The sequence below is a fragment of the Nostoc sp. UIC 10890 genome (genome assembly GCF_054786515.1).
The window spans coordinates 3,475,942-3,490,413 of sequence record NZ_JBSGKF010000001.1 but is presented as its reverse complement, the minus strand read 5'-3'; the positions used below and the strand labels follow the sequence as shown (position 1 = coordinate 3,490,413).

The window sequence follows — 14,472 nt, the reverse complement described above, 5'->3', positions numbered from 1 at the left end:
AGACAGAGGGACACTAAGTTGTGAGCATATATGCTGACCGTTAACCAAGCAACACAAATTTCACAAGCCAAGATGATGACGCATCTTTTGAGCAATTTCTTCATGAAATTGAAGGTCAGACACTTGTTTGCTTGTATTGGAGTTGTAGGAACTCTGACTGAGGGTCATTTCTTTGCCAGATTTCAGCACCATATATAATTCTGTACAAGCATCAGAATCATCATAATCCTGCTCAACCTGAATAGATTTAACTTCACTGAAGGAGAAAATTTTAGTATGGTCTTTCCTAAATAGGTAAGTTGTGGTTTTGAAAATTTGTTGCCGTGTGCGGTTAAACGTCCATACCGTAAAGTATTTATGGAACGGAATACTGATTAATATGATGATTGGGCCAAGCATCCAAATCCCAAAAATATAATAAAAAAAAGAGTTTCTAGACGGTATATTTGGGTCGTTGGTCATATTTCTCATCAATGTATATATAAACCCAATTACTAGAACTGCTATGACTAAATTTACACAGCAGGAAATCCAAGCGTTCTTGAAAGCAGCAGACTTAGGTTGAACACCTAGCTGAAAGGTCAACTCTAGTGAGGTTTCTTGAACAATTTGCAATTGAGACTCTTGCCCGCGAGGCTGCCCACGAATACGCATAATAAAATTAAGTAGCCATGATAAATTGGTTACACCAAGACGTATGAAAGCTTCTCCCCCTGCTCAAGAACTTCTTTTTCAGTTCAAGTAGGTGGAAAAAAGCATTTTGTTCTAAATGTCAGGGTTCCCAAAATCAATGCCACTTTATCACTTGAGAAAATCAGTCCCAAGCATAGATAAACTTATTCTTAATCGCAGCAGGAACGGGCAGAAAAAATTACACGATTGTGGCTAAAATCTGCCAGATATTCCTCTAAAATACCAAATTGGGGCAAATTTAAACTGTAATAAATCCAGCGTCCTTCCTGACGGGAGTTAACTAAGCCAGCTTCCTTGAGGGTTTTCAGGTGAAAAGATAGTTTGGACTGATTTACCCCCAAGGCTTCGCACAAATCACATACACATAATTCTCGCTGTCGCAGGAGTTCTAGCACACTAATCCTGAGTGGATCAGAAAGAGCATGAAAGCCAGCAGCAATTAAATGAGGAATAGTAGCAGAGGGGGTTTGCATGAATCAGATTTCGATAAGGGGATGCTATCTATCTCTATTGTGAAGCAGAGACTACAGCTTCAGGTTGATAGCGGATGCCGGCTTGCTTGAAGCGATGTAAAACTTCACCCAAGCGATCGCAATCTGCAATCAAACTGATCCTTACATAACCTTCACCTGCAACCCCAAAGGCATTACCTGGAGTCAGAACAACGCCAGTTTGTTGCAACACATTCAAGGCAAAATCTGTGGAACCCATACCAACGGGACATTTCACCCAAAGATACATTGTCGCCTTAGTTTTGGGAATATCCCAACCCAACTCTCCTAACCCGTCAATCAGGAAATCGCGGCGGGTACGGTAGCGTTGTTGTACTTCGTGCAAATACACATCTGGCAGTTGTAAAGCGGTTTCGGCGGCTTTTTGCAAAGCGGAGAAAATGCCGTAATCCAAGTTAGTTTTCAGTGTCCGTAAACCTTGAATTACATGGCGATTACCCACGACAAACCCAACGCGCCAACCAGCCATATTATAGGTTTTAGATAAGGTGTGAAATTCCACACCAATATCTTTCGCACCGGGAATTTCTAACAGGCTAGTGGGTTGATAACCATCAAAAGCTAACTCGGCGTAACACAAATCATGCACCAGCAAAATTTCATATTTGCGGGCGAAGGCGACGATTTCTTCAAAGAATTCGCGGGGTGCAGTGGCGGCGGTGGGATTGCTGGGATAGTTGAAATAGAGAATTTTCGCTTGTCTGGCAACTTCGTCAGGAATGGCGGCTAAATCAATTAACCAGTCATTTTCGGGTTTCAGAATCAAGCTGTGGATTTTCCCGCCAGCGATCGCAGGGCCGCGAAAATGGGCGGGATAAGCTGGGGAAGGAACCAGAACTAAATCGCCAGGATTAACGTAGGCGATCGCTAAATGGGTTAATCCTTCTTTAGAACCCAATAGTGGCAAGGCTTCACTATCAGGATCGAGAACCACACCATAACGGCGATGATACCAGTTGGTGATCGCGCGGCGAAAACTAGCAGTCCCTTCAAACGGCGGATAACCGTGATTGGCGGGATCTTTCAAGGCTGCGATCGCAGCTTCTACAACTGGTGCTGGCGTTGCACCATCGGGGTTTCCCATGCCCAAATCAATTAAATCCAACCCTTGTTCCCGTGCTTTAGCTTTCAGTTCATCTAAACGGGCAAATACATAAGGTGGTAGTTTTTGTATGCGTTCTGCTGGGACAATCCAATTTAAACTCATAAAACCTCGTCACTCATTCCCTTGGGCGAAACTCGATTCGTAGTGTCTCTACTATCTATAGGTGCAGTAGTAGAAACCATTGCCGCCATCAACTGTTCTGGCGCGACTTTAAACGGTAGTCGATGGATGTCAGAATTAGGAACTAGAGCAATTTCAGCGGCCGTTTGCAACTCACCTAATGTAATATTGCCCAATCCCAAATCACTCAATTTTTGGGGCAGTCCAATTTCTGTATAGAACTTTAACAACTGTTGGCGTGATGATGCTGCTAGTTGATTGCCTTGTAGCATTTCTTCTAAACGCAGTTGCACCAAAATTCCAAAAGCAACTTTTTCGCCATGAATACTGCTATGTCCCGAAATATGAGTTAAACCATTATGCACCGCATGGGCAGCAACTGTGCGACACTGCGCCCCGCCAAGTCCGCCAACTACCCCAGCGAGTAAAACACTGGCGTCTACCACTTCTCGCCAAATTTCACTACCTGGTTCTTTCAGGGCGGCGACTGACTTTTGTAAAAGGATATCTCGCAAAACTCGTGCTTGTTGCACCGCAGCAATAATTAAAGTGTCTTGCAAGTGTCCACTACTCACAGAGGCTTCGTACCACTTAGCGATCGCATCACCAATTCCAGCTACTAAAGTCCGTTGTGGTGCAGTTTTAATCAACTCATAATCAAGTATCAATAAATCGGGACAACGAGATAGCCCCACATCGTAGAGAAACGCCCCATCTTCCGAATAAACATTCGATAAGGCACTCCAGGCTGCACAGGTAGCCCCTGATGTAGGAATTGTCACCACTGGCAACTGTAACTGCTGCGCGAGTAATTTCGCTGTATCTAGGGCTTTGCCCCCACCAAAACCAATAATTACATCAGCTGTATGTTCTTTTGCCGCCTTTTGTAAAGACTTCAGGCTAGCTTCACAGCAATCTGCACCATAAGTAGCTTGGACAGTTTTTAACTGTTGCCTTTCTAAAACTGGTTGCAAATTTTGTTGGCTGATGGCGAGAGTAGACTCACCTGCCACAATTAAGGGACGACTTCCCAAACGGGCGATTTCGGCTGCGGCTGCTTGCAACACCTCAGAACCACGAATTACTTTTGCTGGGGCAACTGTGAGTGTCAATAATGAACTAGAGTTTTGAGTAGACAAAGAAGGTTGAGTAGTAGAATTATTGTGCATATAATCTAGTTTGCCAAAACTTTGATATTTCTTAATCAAATAGACTAGTGATCAAGGATACTTGTTGCCAAGCGGGTTTTAGAATGACTCCAACCTTACACCTGACTCAGCTAGATTTGAGCCAAGTAATGAAGACTGATTAAGTAGTTTGACGACGTTGCTTGAATCTATAATGCCCATTGACCTGAAATTCCGAACTATCAAAGTTTTGAATAACCGTATAACTAATTAACATTACCATTGTCAGATTCTCAAGAAAAGCAATTGAGAATCGATAATGTGTAAGCGATCATGGCGATCATGCTATTTCATGCAATCCTTAGCTACAGATACATACTTAGAGATGTGTAACTATACGCCCCTACAACTGATTCCTTTACTGCAAAGACTTGTGAAAATGGCAACGGTGGTAATTAGGAAAAAAACTGACAAATCACAACTGTCAGTACCAATTACCCGCACTCTGATTAACTTTTTACCACAGTAAAACCACTAAAGTGTGAATATCTTAATCTAAAAATAACTATTAATGTATCAGTAAATACAAAATAAATTTTGTCATCCTGATAACAGGTAAATAAATTTTGTTTTCTGGGATTGGGGATTGGGAAGAGACAAGGAAGAAACTTGTTCAATAATTTTCTCTTGTCTTCCTCATCTCCTCCGGCCCCACTGCTCCTTAAGCGTTGGGTTTTGGCAATTGAGCAAAATTGTCTGTGTAAATTTCGACTGTTACTGGAGAATTTTGATGAGAAACGAGCGATCGCTTGGCCTCACCCAAGTAAACTGGTACAGAAGTCCCTGGTTCTGGGTGGATAATGGTACGAGCGCGAACTGTCAACTTGTCGTCTTCCCGTGTACCTGAACGACCATAAGAAAACAAATTACTAGCTGCTTGACGTAAAGTTGCTTCTAATTGTGTGGGTGTAATTTGAGTTGATGTAGCAATCACTGCTTGGGTTGACCCATTGTCATAAACTAGAGTGTAGCGGACTGCTCCGGGAATCACAGTCCGACTCAAGGGGACTATTGAGAGTGCAAATAAACCACCAGTCAGCACCAGCATAAAGCCAGTCGTACCCACCAGTCGAAAGCGGATGCCCCATTTGAGAATAAAAGCCAAAACTGTTAAGGCAGCAAATACCAAGGTAGCTATACCTGACCATTGGGTGTACTGAAGAAAGTTAGCTGTTGTGAGCATAAGGTTGGTTATGGATGCGTCTTTTTTTTCGTTACCGACACACCCATTTTACCGGAGAGCTTACACCATAAGGGTTATCGTCAGCATCGCTTGATGCGAGTTGTATTAGAAAAAGTGAGAAATATTTTAGTGAGCAACAACAAGACCGTGGAGGTTTTGTAGCAACCACTGATTAAAAATTACGTTAGCGAGTCCGCGATAGCAAAGCGTTAGCGACGCAGGAGCGTCGCGTCATTACGAATTACGAATTACGAATTACGAATTATTTAGTATTGCCGACAAATAATAGATTTATTTCCATCATCTGAAGTTGAAACATATATCCTATATTCTGCCGAACATGTTTCAAATGAATTACCTGTTGTGATTTGGATGTCATCGGCAAGCTCACAAGTGTGAAATTGTCCTTTTTCATCGAAAGATATATAACTTTTTCCTCGGCAGGGAAAATTAGATATTCCCGAAAGAGAAGTGGAAACTTGCACAGTAATATTTTGCTCAAGTATACAAGTTAACAGTGAACCATTGGGATAATAAATTATATTGCCTGTTTCACACTCAATTGCTGCTTTCGCAGGGGGAGTAAAAGCAAAATTTATTGTAGATAATCCTAATGAAGAAGTTATAAATACAAAGCCTTGTAAGGATAATTTCATGAATAAATTCCGTTTTTTATGAAGCTAAATCTTTATTTAAAATATATTTAACTGAGGAAAATAATAAATATACAAAAGGGCATCTACAAGAGATGCCCGTTATGCAGGAAAATCCCAAAGGGTTATCCCTACACCTTCCCAACAATCAGCAACAGTGACTAATTAGGTATTAGTCACACTCACAGTCACAGACGTGAATATAGTAATCTTATTAACTTAAAACTCTAAATGTCCCCAGTGCATACACTGAAAACCAATCATCGCTATTACAAGTTACTATGCTTGCTCAGGCCTAGCCTGTGGTAGACATCTTTTGATCCTTCAATACTTAGATGAATTAGCTTTTTATGATGTAAATACTTACTGTTTGTCATTTACTAACTAATTTTAACGAGATACAAGCCTTTCTTGTTCATGATAATGATGTACTACTCCACAAATGGCAGCCAAAATTAACCATGAAAGTGTATTCAAACGGAAATCGAAGAGAGTTACATCTACCATATTCAATAAAATCCAGCCAACAAAGGCTAGAAGATAACTGAAAAATATCAATCTGTCCTTTGTATTTATATATTTTGACTTTTGCAGTAATTGAATACCTGTAATCAAAATCCAAGCGAGTAAACCACAAAATAAAAAAGCACTAGGAAAACCAGTTTCAGCAGATAACATTAAAAACAAGTTATGGGGATGACCCAAAGGAATCTGCATCTGAGCTTTGTAGATTTGACTAAAACTGCGTAATCCCCAGCCAGTCCAAGGATGTTGTTGAGCTAAAGACCAGGCAAACTCCCACTGAGTTTTTCGCATTAAAGCGACTGGTCTATCTGGATACATATCATCATTTAACCTTGCCCAAAAGAATGCAGGAACTACCCGGCGAAAAATTTGAGCGACTGGTAAGGGAGCAAAAGCTGCCAAAAGCACACTAGAAACGATCGCAGCGACACCACCCACAAGAATGCGCCAACCTTGGTAAAGTGCATAAGCTAAACAGGCAAAAATAGCGATCGCCCATCCATTACGCGAGTTGGTAAAAATCAAGGCAATAAAATTTGTAATCACCGCCACGGTTAGGAAGAGGAAGGGGAGTGGGGACTGGCGACTGGGGACTGAATTCTTACTAATACCCAATCTCCAATACCTAATACCCAATCGCCATTGTTCTAGCCACAACCCTAGAGCAAGGATGAAAACTATTGTTAGATAAGCTGCGAAGGTATTAGCGTGCAAGAAAAGTGAAGCGATGCGACCTGGCGGATTTCCTCCTGGTCTGATTGTCCAAGCTAAGACAACCCACAAAATCTCGAATTTCAAACTCCAGCCTAAAAATAACTGTCCCAAGCCGATAATTATCACTGGCATGGAACCAATCACTAAAATCCAAGCCATTTGCCGCAATTGGGCAAATGTTTGAATCAAATCGCTATGAGCTGCGAAAAGTAAAAAGAATGGTAATAAATTAAATAAACCGAGGAAAGCTGTTGTCTTGTCTTGAGCAAACCCAGCACTCACGATCAGCAATAGACTCAAAAGGGCAAATCCCCAGTTTAAGGGGCGGCGACTAATTTTGCGGGCTTGTTTCAGCCAAGTTATTAATGATACAAGTCCTATAGTCACAGCCCCCACTAAGGGACTCAATGGGAAGATGAATAGTGCCCATAGAGAGTAGTTCCAAGAAGATTGCCAACGAGATTTGAAATAGTCAAAAACCTTGTTCAAGCTGGCTCCCAACATTCCTCACGAGTGAGGCGAATTTGAGCTAGGGCAAAGATGGTAGGGATGATTCGACCATAGTTAGTGGCGATCGCTCTCCAGCCTAAATCTGCAAAAAACCAACCCCACATCATTGGCCCAATTACGGCAAACATCGTGCGGGCTGCCCCATAACGAGCTGCACTCACAGTCATACCCCGTTGCGCCATTTGCATAGCTACATAGCTTTGGAATTGCTTCGTAGCTGCTTCTGAGCCTTTAATCGCAGCTTGTTTTGCTACTTCATAAGTAGCAAAGTGGATGGCAAATTGACGGGCAATTTGCTTCAGTACAAGTGGCTGAAGAAGAGAAGTAACCGCGATCGCACTACCACCCTTGAAAAGTAACCCCAAGGGATCACGTTGCAATAAAAGTGGTAGCGGTTGTTTGAGTTCTGACTTGAGCAGCTGACGCTGTACCCGTACAGTCAATTTTTGTTTTTCCTGTTCCGGCAATTTTTTCCACACCTGTCCTAGCAGATGTAAAAATACTTCTGCTTCTAAATCAATAGTTGCCAGCTGATTAGAATAGGGAATTTTTAGATACTTACATACTTGAACTAAGGCTTGTCGGTAAGTTACCTGGCCTGTGCGTCCCCGTAATACAGTCATCCCATCTGCTGCCAAAAAGCGAAAGCGACCCTCTAGTGAATCTAACCAAGCTTTCCGGTCTTGGCTTTGCACTTCGATGGGTTCGGGTGTGTGTACATAGTCTAGGGGATTGAACTTACGACTAAACAGAATTGCTGTTAAGTCTTGCAATTCCTCTTCGGTCGCTAACTCTAGCGCCGCCCTCATTTCATCCAATTTCCCATCCTCCCTTCCATGCAGCTTTCTGTACCTTATTCTACTATTAGCTTTCAGCAGTCATTAGTAGTAATTTTGTCCTTTGATAATAACTAACTAATGACCATTTAGGAGGCAGGAAGCAAAAGGCAGAAGGTAGGAATAACTCACACATAACTGCGTGGGAGTTAAGCTGTGTAAGCTTTATATCTTGCGGCACTTTCCGCTTGTACCAGTATCTTCTTTTTAAATTGGGTAATGATCCAGAACTATGCTTCCTATGCTTATCGTTGGCGCAGCCTCTCATAGAAAAGGAAAGTTTTTCTTTCCTCCTGCCTTCAATTAATAACCGATAACTAGGGAATATTGACTCATGACTGATATTGCAGTAATTGGTGCCGGAATCGCCGGTTTAGTTTGCGCCCAGCAGTTAAGTCAAGCTGGATATTCGGTGATAGTGCTGGAAAAGTCCCGTGGTTTGGGAGGAAGACTAGCTACACGCCGCTTGCATGGAACTTGCGCGGATCATGGGGCTTGTTATCTGAAGCCAAAGGGTGAATTATTTAGACGTTTTGTGGAGATATTGCGATCGCGCCATATCCTGGAAGTTTGGACGGAGGAGGTTTACGAACTCACAGCAAGTACTCCTTTATCTGAACCGAAAAACCGCAGTCCCCGATATGTTGCACCTAGGGGAATGAGTGCGATCGCTAAATCCCTCGCTCCAGGTTTAGAAATATTACTGAATCAGCGTGTCATCGCTATTACCCCAACTCCCGAAAATAGTTGGCGTTTGACTCTCGAATCTAGCAACGAAGAATTAACTGCAAAAGCTTTAGTTGTCGCCATTCCTGCACCCCAAGCTGTGATGCTGTTAGAACCTTTAGGCGAAACTGTACTTGATACAGTCTTCCTTGATAACTTGCGTTCTGTAGAATTTTATCCCTCAATTAGTGCGATCGCTGGATATCCTCCCACATCCCAACCCCTCCCTCTGTGGAAAGCTCTAACTTTTGTGGATGATATTGATTTAGCCTGGATTGGCTTGGACAGTAGCAAGCGTTCCAACCCTCAGCAGCCACATTTTGTAGTTCAAAGTAGCGCTGGTTTTGCCCAACGTCATCTAGAATCCCAAGATTTACAACCTGTTGGACAGCTTATGTTGCAACAAGCAGCTGAATCTCTGTCCCTCCCTTGGCTGAATATTCCCGAATGGATGCAAGTACATCGTTGGCGTTATGCCTTTCCTAGCCGTCCTTGGCATGAAGCTTTTTTGTCTGCCGGAACTCCCCTACCTTTAGTTTGTTGTGGTGATTGGTGTGGGGGCAATCTTGCCGAAGGTGCGATGCTTTCTGGATTAGCTGCGGCTGATAAAATTAATCATCAGTTGCTTCATCTACCTTTAGACAATGTGAACTTTCTAAACGTTTTTGTCTGATCCCTTCATCTGTCGCTAGACTGATTTTGCACTATAGCAACTCGCTATTTTTATGACTTGCTAAATCAAAGTGCAACAAATAAGTTTTTTAGATGAAACAGCAAATTTTGCAGCAAATGTAAAATGTGATGTAAATTACCAACAAAGCTTAACTTCATTAAAAACTTGTTCCTAATTCAAGTTGTTTTATTGCCGTTAATCTTGATCCCCTAGTCTTCGTGCTGCGTTTTATGTAGATTTCTGCCTTTTTGGCAGAAATTTGAAATAATTAGGATTATAAATATAAAATGTCGCAAACTTACCAGATATTGGACGCTGCTTTAATAATTCATGCTGTAAAACAGTATAAATTTTAACTAAAACAAGCAGAGCAAAATGTCTAATATTCTACTAAGATAAAAGGCTAGTTTCAGTGTCTATTACATCCGTCAGTTGAATCAGTTTTAAATGATTATCATGACGACATCGCCATCTAAAAAAGTTGTTTTCTCCATCAATCATTGACTGAATTAAAAAAGGAGTTTAAAAATCATGAAAACGGTAGTTAATTTAACACAACAATCAATAGTAGGAGAGATTGAAAGCGTTTTGGATACATATCCATACCATCCATATCAAGAAGCCTTTGCAATTCCTGACTTACGCCAAGAGCTAATTGCTTTCGTCCTCAATCGTATTCCCTCCTTTTACACCGCGATGTCTGATAAACAGATTCCCTTAGCGGAGGCTGAAGAAGGAAGCTTGGCTTATTACAAATTGCCTCGTAAACCTTTGGAACAGCAACTACATTTGCAGAATTTGATTCACCAAGGCATTTGTTTAATCGTTCAAGAGAAGTCAGATTGGATTAGCCATCATGTTTGTGAAACAGTTCAACCAGCTTGTGAACCCTCTCACTGGTTTGGTTAATAGTTCGAGTGAATTTTGAATTTTTGGGCTAATCCTACAGTCTTTGTGGGATTAGCTCAATATTTTTTAAGTATCCTGCTCTTGAGGTGTAAACTTTGACAATTACCAGGTTCAAAGGACATTCCCAGGATATGAGAAAAATAACTGCTCTAATGTTGGTAAGTATTACTGTGACTGTCGGGGTGGGAGTAATAACACCAAAAGTCACTAATGCCCAATTATTTTATCCACCAGTAAGCGATCGCCATTCATTAATGGTAATCGGTCAAGGGGTAGTGAGAGTGCCAGCAGATACAGCCGATATTGAATTGGTATTCAGTAGCGGAGATAGCAATAATGAGTTAGAAACGCAACCATCAGCCATACCTGAAGCCCGTCGTTTATCCTCACGGACTCTACTCTTAAATTACAAAACAGCAGCAGAATCTTTACCAAACACAAAATCCCTAACGAAAGCAACTCTCCAGCCTGTAGTTAATAGTTTAGTTGCCAAAGGAATTAGGGCTGATAAAATTCAAGTGCAAATTAGCACTAATTCCAGTGAAAATAACGCCAAAATATTGGTGAGATTGGAAAAACCAACGCGCGATCGTGTCCAGGAAATTGTTGCTACAGCAAACAAGGCAACGAGCGAAGTTGAAAATCTTTCCGTCAAGAGCGTGGGTGTTGAGTACGCAGTCAATGACTGTCAAGCTTTGCAGAGTTCAGTTTATCAGTCAGCGATGAAAGACGCTCAAAGCCGCGCTCAAGCTTTAGCAGGTGCTATGAATGTTAAACTTGATATTCCTTCGGTAGCCGAGCCATTTTACACATTATTATATCCCTCGTGTAGTTCTAAATCTGGAGTTCCTTTACCGTCTTTTGCTAGTTTTTTATTATCACCAGCTTATGATCCAGATGCTCCAGCAGAAGTAGAGATGAAAAAGGATATTTTTGTGACATATACAACGAAATAAGCATTTATATTAAGTGTGTCGCACTTTTATTTATTCAAAATTAGGAGTGCGATCGCTTAATTATTTTCTTATGAGCCGAATCAATAAGGATAGGTGCGACTTGAGTTTAGACTAGATTGCTGATTTTAAACTTCAATAATGAAAAAACTCCAGAAATGTTTGTGACAAATCTGGAGTCAGGAAAGATACGCATTTACCTATACCAAATTTTCACCGTGATAAAATCCTACGTCATCAGGGTATACACTCAAATGTAGATAAAGGTGTCTGAAGATTCTCGTTTACACACCTTCTTTGTTGAAAGTCACACAAAACAGCCCCAGATTAACTGAGGCTGTTTTGCGAGAGTTGTTTGGCAGGAGGGATAGATCAAGAATGATATCCCATGTTAAATATAGATAATTCAGTATGCATCCTTATTCAGCCATGTTTTGGCATATCCGGATGATTGAGAAAATTGTGTAGGCGTAGCCCGTCGTAGACATCGCTTTTCCAAAAAGAAACTCCAGATGCCCTTAAGGCATTCTGGAGCAGTAACAGGTTTCTAACATCAATTAATTTTTACCTATGCGATCGCCCAATGTCGTTAGGGTATATACTCAAATGTGTTTTATGTCTACTCATCCGCAAATCGAACAACAAGTTACCTTTTTTTCTACCTCTAACCTGAATATATCTACAGAATTCTACGAACAAAAACTGGGCTTAGAGTTATGGCTTGACCAAGGAACTTGTCGAATTTATACTGTTAGTGGCTCTGGATACTTAGGATTGTGTCAAGCAAGCGAAATATTGACTCCTCCAGCCGACAAGCAATCAAGTGTCATTTTTACCCTGGTAACACAGCAGGTGGATGAGTGGTTTGAATATCTCAAAGAACGTGGCATCGAATTTGAAAATCCACCCATACTAAACGAAAAATATAAGATTTACCACTGTTTTTTCCGTGATCCTGATGGTTATTTGATTGAAATTCAACGTTTCGAGACTAACGGCAACAAAAAAGACATAACTAAATAAGTCATGTCTAAACGTTTAATTTACAGGGCAGGATTTGTACAGGTTAGAACTTTTTGATTTACTGGGATACACAATGCTGTATAACCATCATTGATAAGCATGTATCTTTTCTTTTATAGATTTAGAGAGGTGGAGTGTGGAATTTATGCAGTCACGGTGAAATCTCTAAATTTCTTGACAATTGCTCCATAGGCGTTACTTTTGACTTTTATATAATGTCTGACTAATTGCTATATCGGTTCAATAAATATTAAATTAAGGTAACTAAATGATAGCCGAAAAACTCAAGTGGGTAAGTACAGCATTACAACCTAAAGGTTCAGTGATGAAAGCAATTTCCAAACATATTTTATGGTGTGGAGCTTTCGGATTTTTAATTTCTCTGCTTTACCATTTTGACAAACCTGTATCCCAGCCTATTTTAGGAAGTGTTATTCCTAGTATTGTTTTAGGATTGTTACTTGTATTTCGTACAAATACGGCTTATGAGCGATTTTGGGAAGGGAGAAAATGCTGGGGTTCTATAGTAAATAACGTCCGAAATCTAGCTAGGCAAATTTGGGTATCAGTTGATGAAATTTCACCAGAAGATAAAGACAATAAAATCACAACATTAAACTTATTGGCAGCTTTTGCCGTAACAACTAAATTACATTTGCGAGGAGAAGTTGTCAATAGCGAGTTAGAAGAATTAGTGCCATCTACTAAGTATATAAAACTGAAAATTATGAATAATCCCCCCATAGAAGTTGCCTTTTGGATAGGAGATTATTTACAGGAACAGTATAATCGTAATTGCATTAATAGCTACCAGCTAACATCTATGCAAGAATTGTTGAATAATCTTGTGGATAATTTAGGTGCTTGCGAACGTATTTTAAAAACACCTATGCCGCTTGCCTATGCTTTTCATTTAAAGCAATTGCTAATATTATATTGCTTTCTGCTACCATTTCAAATAGTAGAAGAACTCGGTTGGTGGACAGGTTTAATTTCTGCTTTGGTTGGGTTTACTGTGTTTGGCATTGAAGCTATTGGCTTAGAGATAGAAAACCCCTTTGGTTATGACGCCAACGATTTACCATTAGATGCAATTTGCGAGACAATGAAACGCAATATTGACGATTTAATTACTTTGACGCCCAATGTGCGATCGCGTAAAGATAATAGTATAGTAAATTGAAAAAATTTCAGAATATTGATTAACAAAAAACAATATAAAATATAGTATTTTTATAACTGCCGAATTGCCATCTCTAAACCTTCGCATACACCAGTAAGAAAATCTAAATCCAAAGTAGCGATCGCATCACTAGGTTTGTGATAATGTGGATTCCGCAAGAATGCCGTATCTGTCACCATCATTGCCGGATAACCCAAATCCCAGAAAGGTGCATGATCGCTAAGTCTGGTTTGGGGAACTATTAAACCTCGATTCGGCACGGGTAGCCATTGACTAGGTACGCCAGCTTTGCGAATATCACGGCTCATACCAATTAAGTCCGGCAATGTCCGCAAATTCCCAATTAAAGCAATAAAATCGCCTCTGTCTGGGTAGAAGCGTTCCAGAGGAGGAGGGTAACTTTGGGAACCAGGTGTAGAATCCTTATAACCCAGCATTTCTAGGGAAATCATTAAGCGTAGCCGTTGCTTTTGTTGATGCAATAAAGCTGCATAGTCAGCACTACCCAGTAAGCCATATTCTTCCATATCGAAAGCAACCAGCCTTAAGGGGTATCTGATAGGTTCAGCAGCAAACTTTCTAGCTAATTCCAGCAACACCGCCACACCTGTAGCATTATCATCCGCCGCTGGTGTTCCCGGAACACCATCATAGTGAGCGCCAATTAAAATTGGTAGCAAATCCTTTTTTTCCCCTCTCGTTCGAGAAGGTAAATTTAATATCAAGTTATTACAAGCTTTACCTCTGACTTCAAAGGTGTGGATTTCCACACTCCCCCATTGGGAAAATTGCTGGCGGATATATTCTTGGACAAAAAAATGTCCAGCCGTTGCCATGTAAGGATCGCGTTCGCGCGCGATCGCACTCAGGGAACTTTCTAATCGCTCTGTTAAATTCAAATCTTTTAACTAGTGGCAATATTAGACTTTTCAGGCACTCAAAACAGCAGAGCAAGCATTAATAAGGT

At 40.8% G+C, this 14,472-nt stretch carries 15 protein-coding genes; 6 read left to right on the top strand and 9 right to left on the bottom strand.

The features are described from left to right. Positions 1–60: 60 nt before the first annotated feature. The 4 genes from ACWATR_RS14230 to ACWATR_RS14215 form a co-directional block, all read right to left on the bottom strand. Entirely contained in the window at positions 61–654 is a 594-nt protein-coding gene (locus ACWATR_RS14230; RefSeq protein ID WP_460333312.1) for a hypothetical protein, read from the bottom strand. A 188-nt stretch (positions 655–842) separates the two neighbouring features. Beyond that, on the bottom strand, positions 843–1,166 hold the full coding sequence (locus ACWATR_RS14225) for an ArsR/SmtB family transcription factor (protein WP_460333309.1): 324 nt from the start codon (positions 1,164–1,166) through the stop codon (positions 843–845). Between the two features lie 34 nt (positions 1,167–1,200). Then, positions 1,201–2,412, bottom strand: coding sequence for an aspartate aminotransferase (locus tag ACWATR_RS14220; protein ID WP_460333306.1), 1,212 nt, complete (start codon positions 2,410–2,412; stop codon positions 1,201–1,203). Continuing rightward, the gene (locus tag ACWATR_RS14215) at positions 2,409–3,599 is read right to left on the bottom strand and encodes an iron-containing alcohol dehydrogenase (protein ID WP_460333303.1); all 1,191 of its coding nucleotides are present in this window, start codon (positions 3,597–3,599) and stop codon (positions 2,409–2,411) included. Before ACWATR_RS14215 ends, ACWATR_RS14220 begins: the two co-directional genes overlap by 4 nt. Before the next feature lie 277 nt (positions 3,600–3,876). Here ACWATR_RS14215 and ACWATR_RS14210 point away from each other — a divergent pair, with 277 nt between their 5' ends. Then, positions 3,877–4,086 (top strand): hypothetical protein, encoded by a 210-nt coding sequence (locus ACWATR_RS14210; RefSeq protein ID WP_460333300.1) that lies wholly within the window; start codon positions 3,877–3,879, stop codon positions 4,084–4,086. Between the two features lie 192 nt (positions 4,087–4,278). On the opposite strand, the gene ACWATR_RS14205 is transcribed toward ACWATR_RS14210, so the two are convergent. The 4 genes from ACWATR_RS14205 to ACWATR_RS14190 all read right to left on the bottom strand — a co-directional run bounded on the left by ACWATR_RS14205 (position 4,279) and on the right by ACWATR_RS14190 (position 8,020). Continuing rightward, positions 4,279–4,800 carry a DUF2518 family protein gene (locus tag ACWATR_RS14205; RefSeq protein WP_460333297.1) on the bottom strand — a complete coding sequence of 174 codons (522 nt, stop codon included), beginning with the start codon at positions 4,798–4,800 and terminating at the stop codon, positions 4,279–4,281. 266 nt (positions 4,801–5,066) lie between these two features. Further along, positions 5,067–5,456 carry a hypothetical protein gene (locus tag ACWATR_RS14200; protein ID WP_460333294.1) on the bottom strand — a complete coding sequence of 130 codons (390 nt, stop codon included), beginning with the start codon at positions 5,454–5,456 and terminating at the stop codon, positions 5,067–5,069. Positions 5,457–5,843: 387 nt separating this feature from the next. Further along, positions 5,844–7,196, bottom strand: coding sequence for an O-antigen ligase family protein (locus ACWATR_RS14195; protein WP_460333291.1), 1,353 nt, complete (start codon positions 7,194–7,196; stop codon positions 5,844–5,846). Next, the gene (locus ACWATR_RS14190) at positions 7,178–8,020 is read right to left on the bottom strand and encodes a YaaW family protein (protein WP_460333288.1); all 843 of its coding nucleotides are present in this window, start codon (positions 8,018–8,020) and stop codon (positions 7,178–7,180) included. The genes ACWATR_RS14195 and ACWATR_RS14190 overlap by 19 nt, the downstream gene beginning before the upstream one ends. Positions 8,021–8,372: 352 nt before the next feature. Between ACWATR_RS14190 and ACWATR_RS14185 the strand changes: the two genes are divergently transcribed. The 5 genes from ACWATR_RS14185 (at position 8,373) to ACWATR_RS14165 (ending at position 13,505) form a co-directional block, all read left to right on the top strand. Then, positions 8,373–9,437 carry an NAD(P)/FAD-dependent oxidoreductase gene (locus ACWATR_RS14185; protein WP_460333285.1) on the top strand — a complete coding sequence of 355 codons (1,065 nt, stop codon included), beginning with the start codon at positions 8,373–8,375 and terminating at the stop codon, positions 9,435–9,437. Positions 9,438–9,968: 531 nt separating this feature from the next. Further along, on the top strand, positions 9,969–10,346 hold the full coding sequence (locus tag ACWATR_RS14180; RefSeq protein ID WP_460333282.1) for a hypothetical protein: 378 nt from the start codon (positions 9,969–9,971) through the stop codon (positions 10,344–10,346). A gap of 95 nt (positions 10,347–10,441) precedes the next feature. Next, entirely contained in the window at positions 10,442–11,302 is an 861-nt protein-coding gene (locus ACWATR_RS14175; RefSeq protein WP_460333279.1) for an SIMPL domain-containing protein, read from the top strand. Between the two features lie 612 nt (positions 11,303–11,914). Further along, positions 11,915–12,322: a VOC family protein gene (locus ACWATR_RS14170; RefSeq protein WP_460333276.1), complete on the top strand. Its 408-nt coding sequence runs from the start codon at positions 11,915–11,917 to the stop codon at positions 12,320–12,322. A 268-nt stretch (positions 12,323–12,590) separates the two neighbouring features. Continuing rightward, the gene (locus ACWATR_RS14165; protein ID WP_460333274.1) at positions 12,591–13,505 is read left to right on the top strand and encodes a bestrophin family protein; all 915 of its coding nucleotides are present in this window, start codon (positions 12,591–12,593) and stop codon (positions 13,503–13,505) included. A gap of 50 nt (positions 13,506–13,555) precedes the next feature. Here the strand turns inward: ACWATR_RS14165 and ACWATR_RS14160 are convergent, their stop codons facing one another. Then, complete coding sequence (locus tag ACWATR_RS14160; RefSeq protein WP_460333271.1) at positions 13,556–14,404, bottom strand: M28 family peptidase; 849 nt, start codon at positions 14,402–14,404, stop codon at positions 13,556–13,558. Positions 14,405–14,472 lie beyond the last annotated feature (68 nt).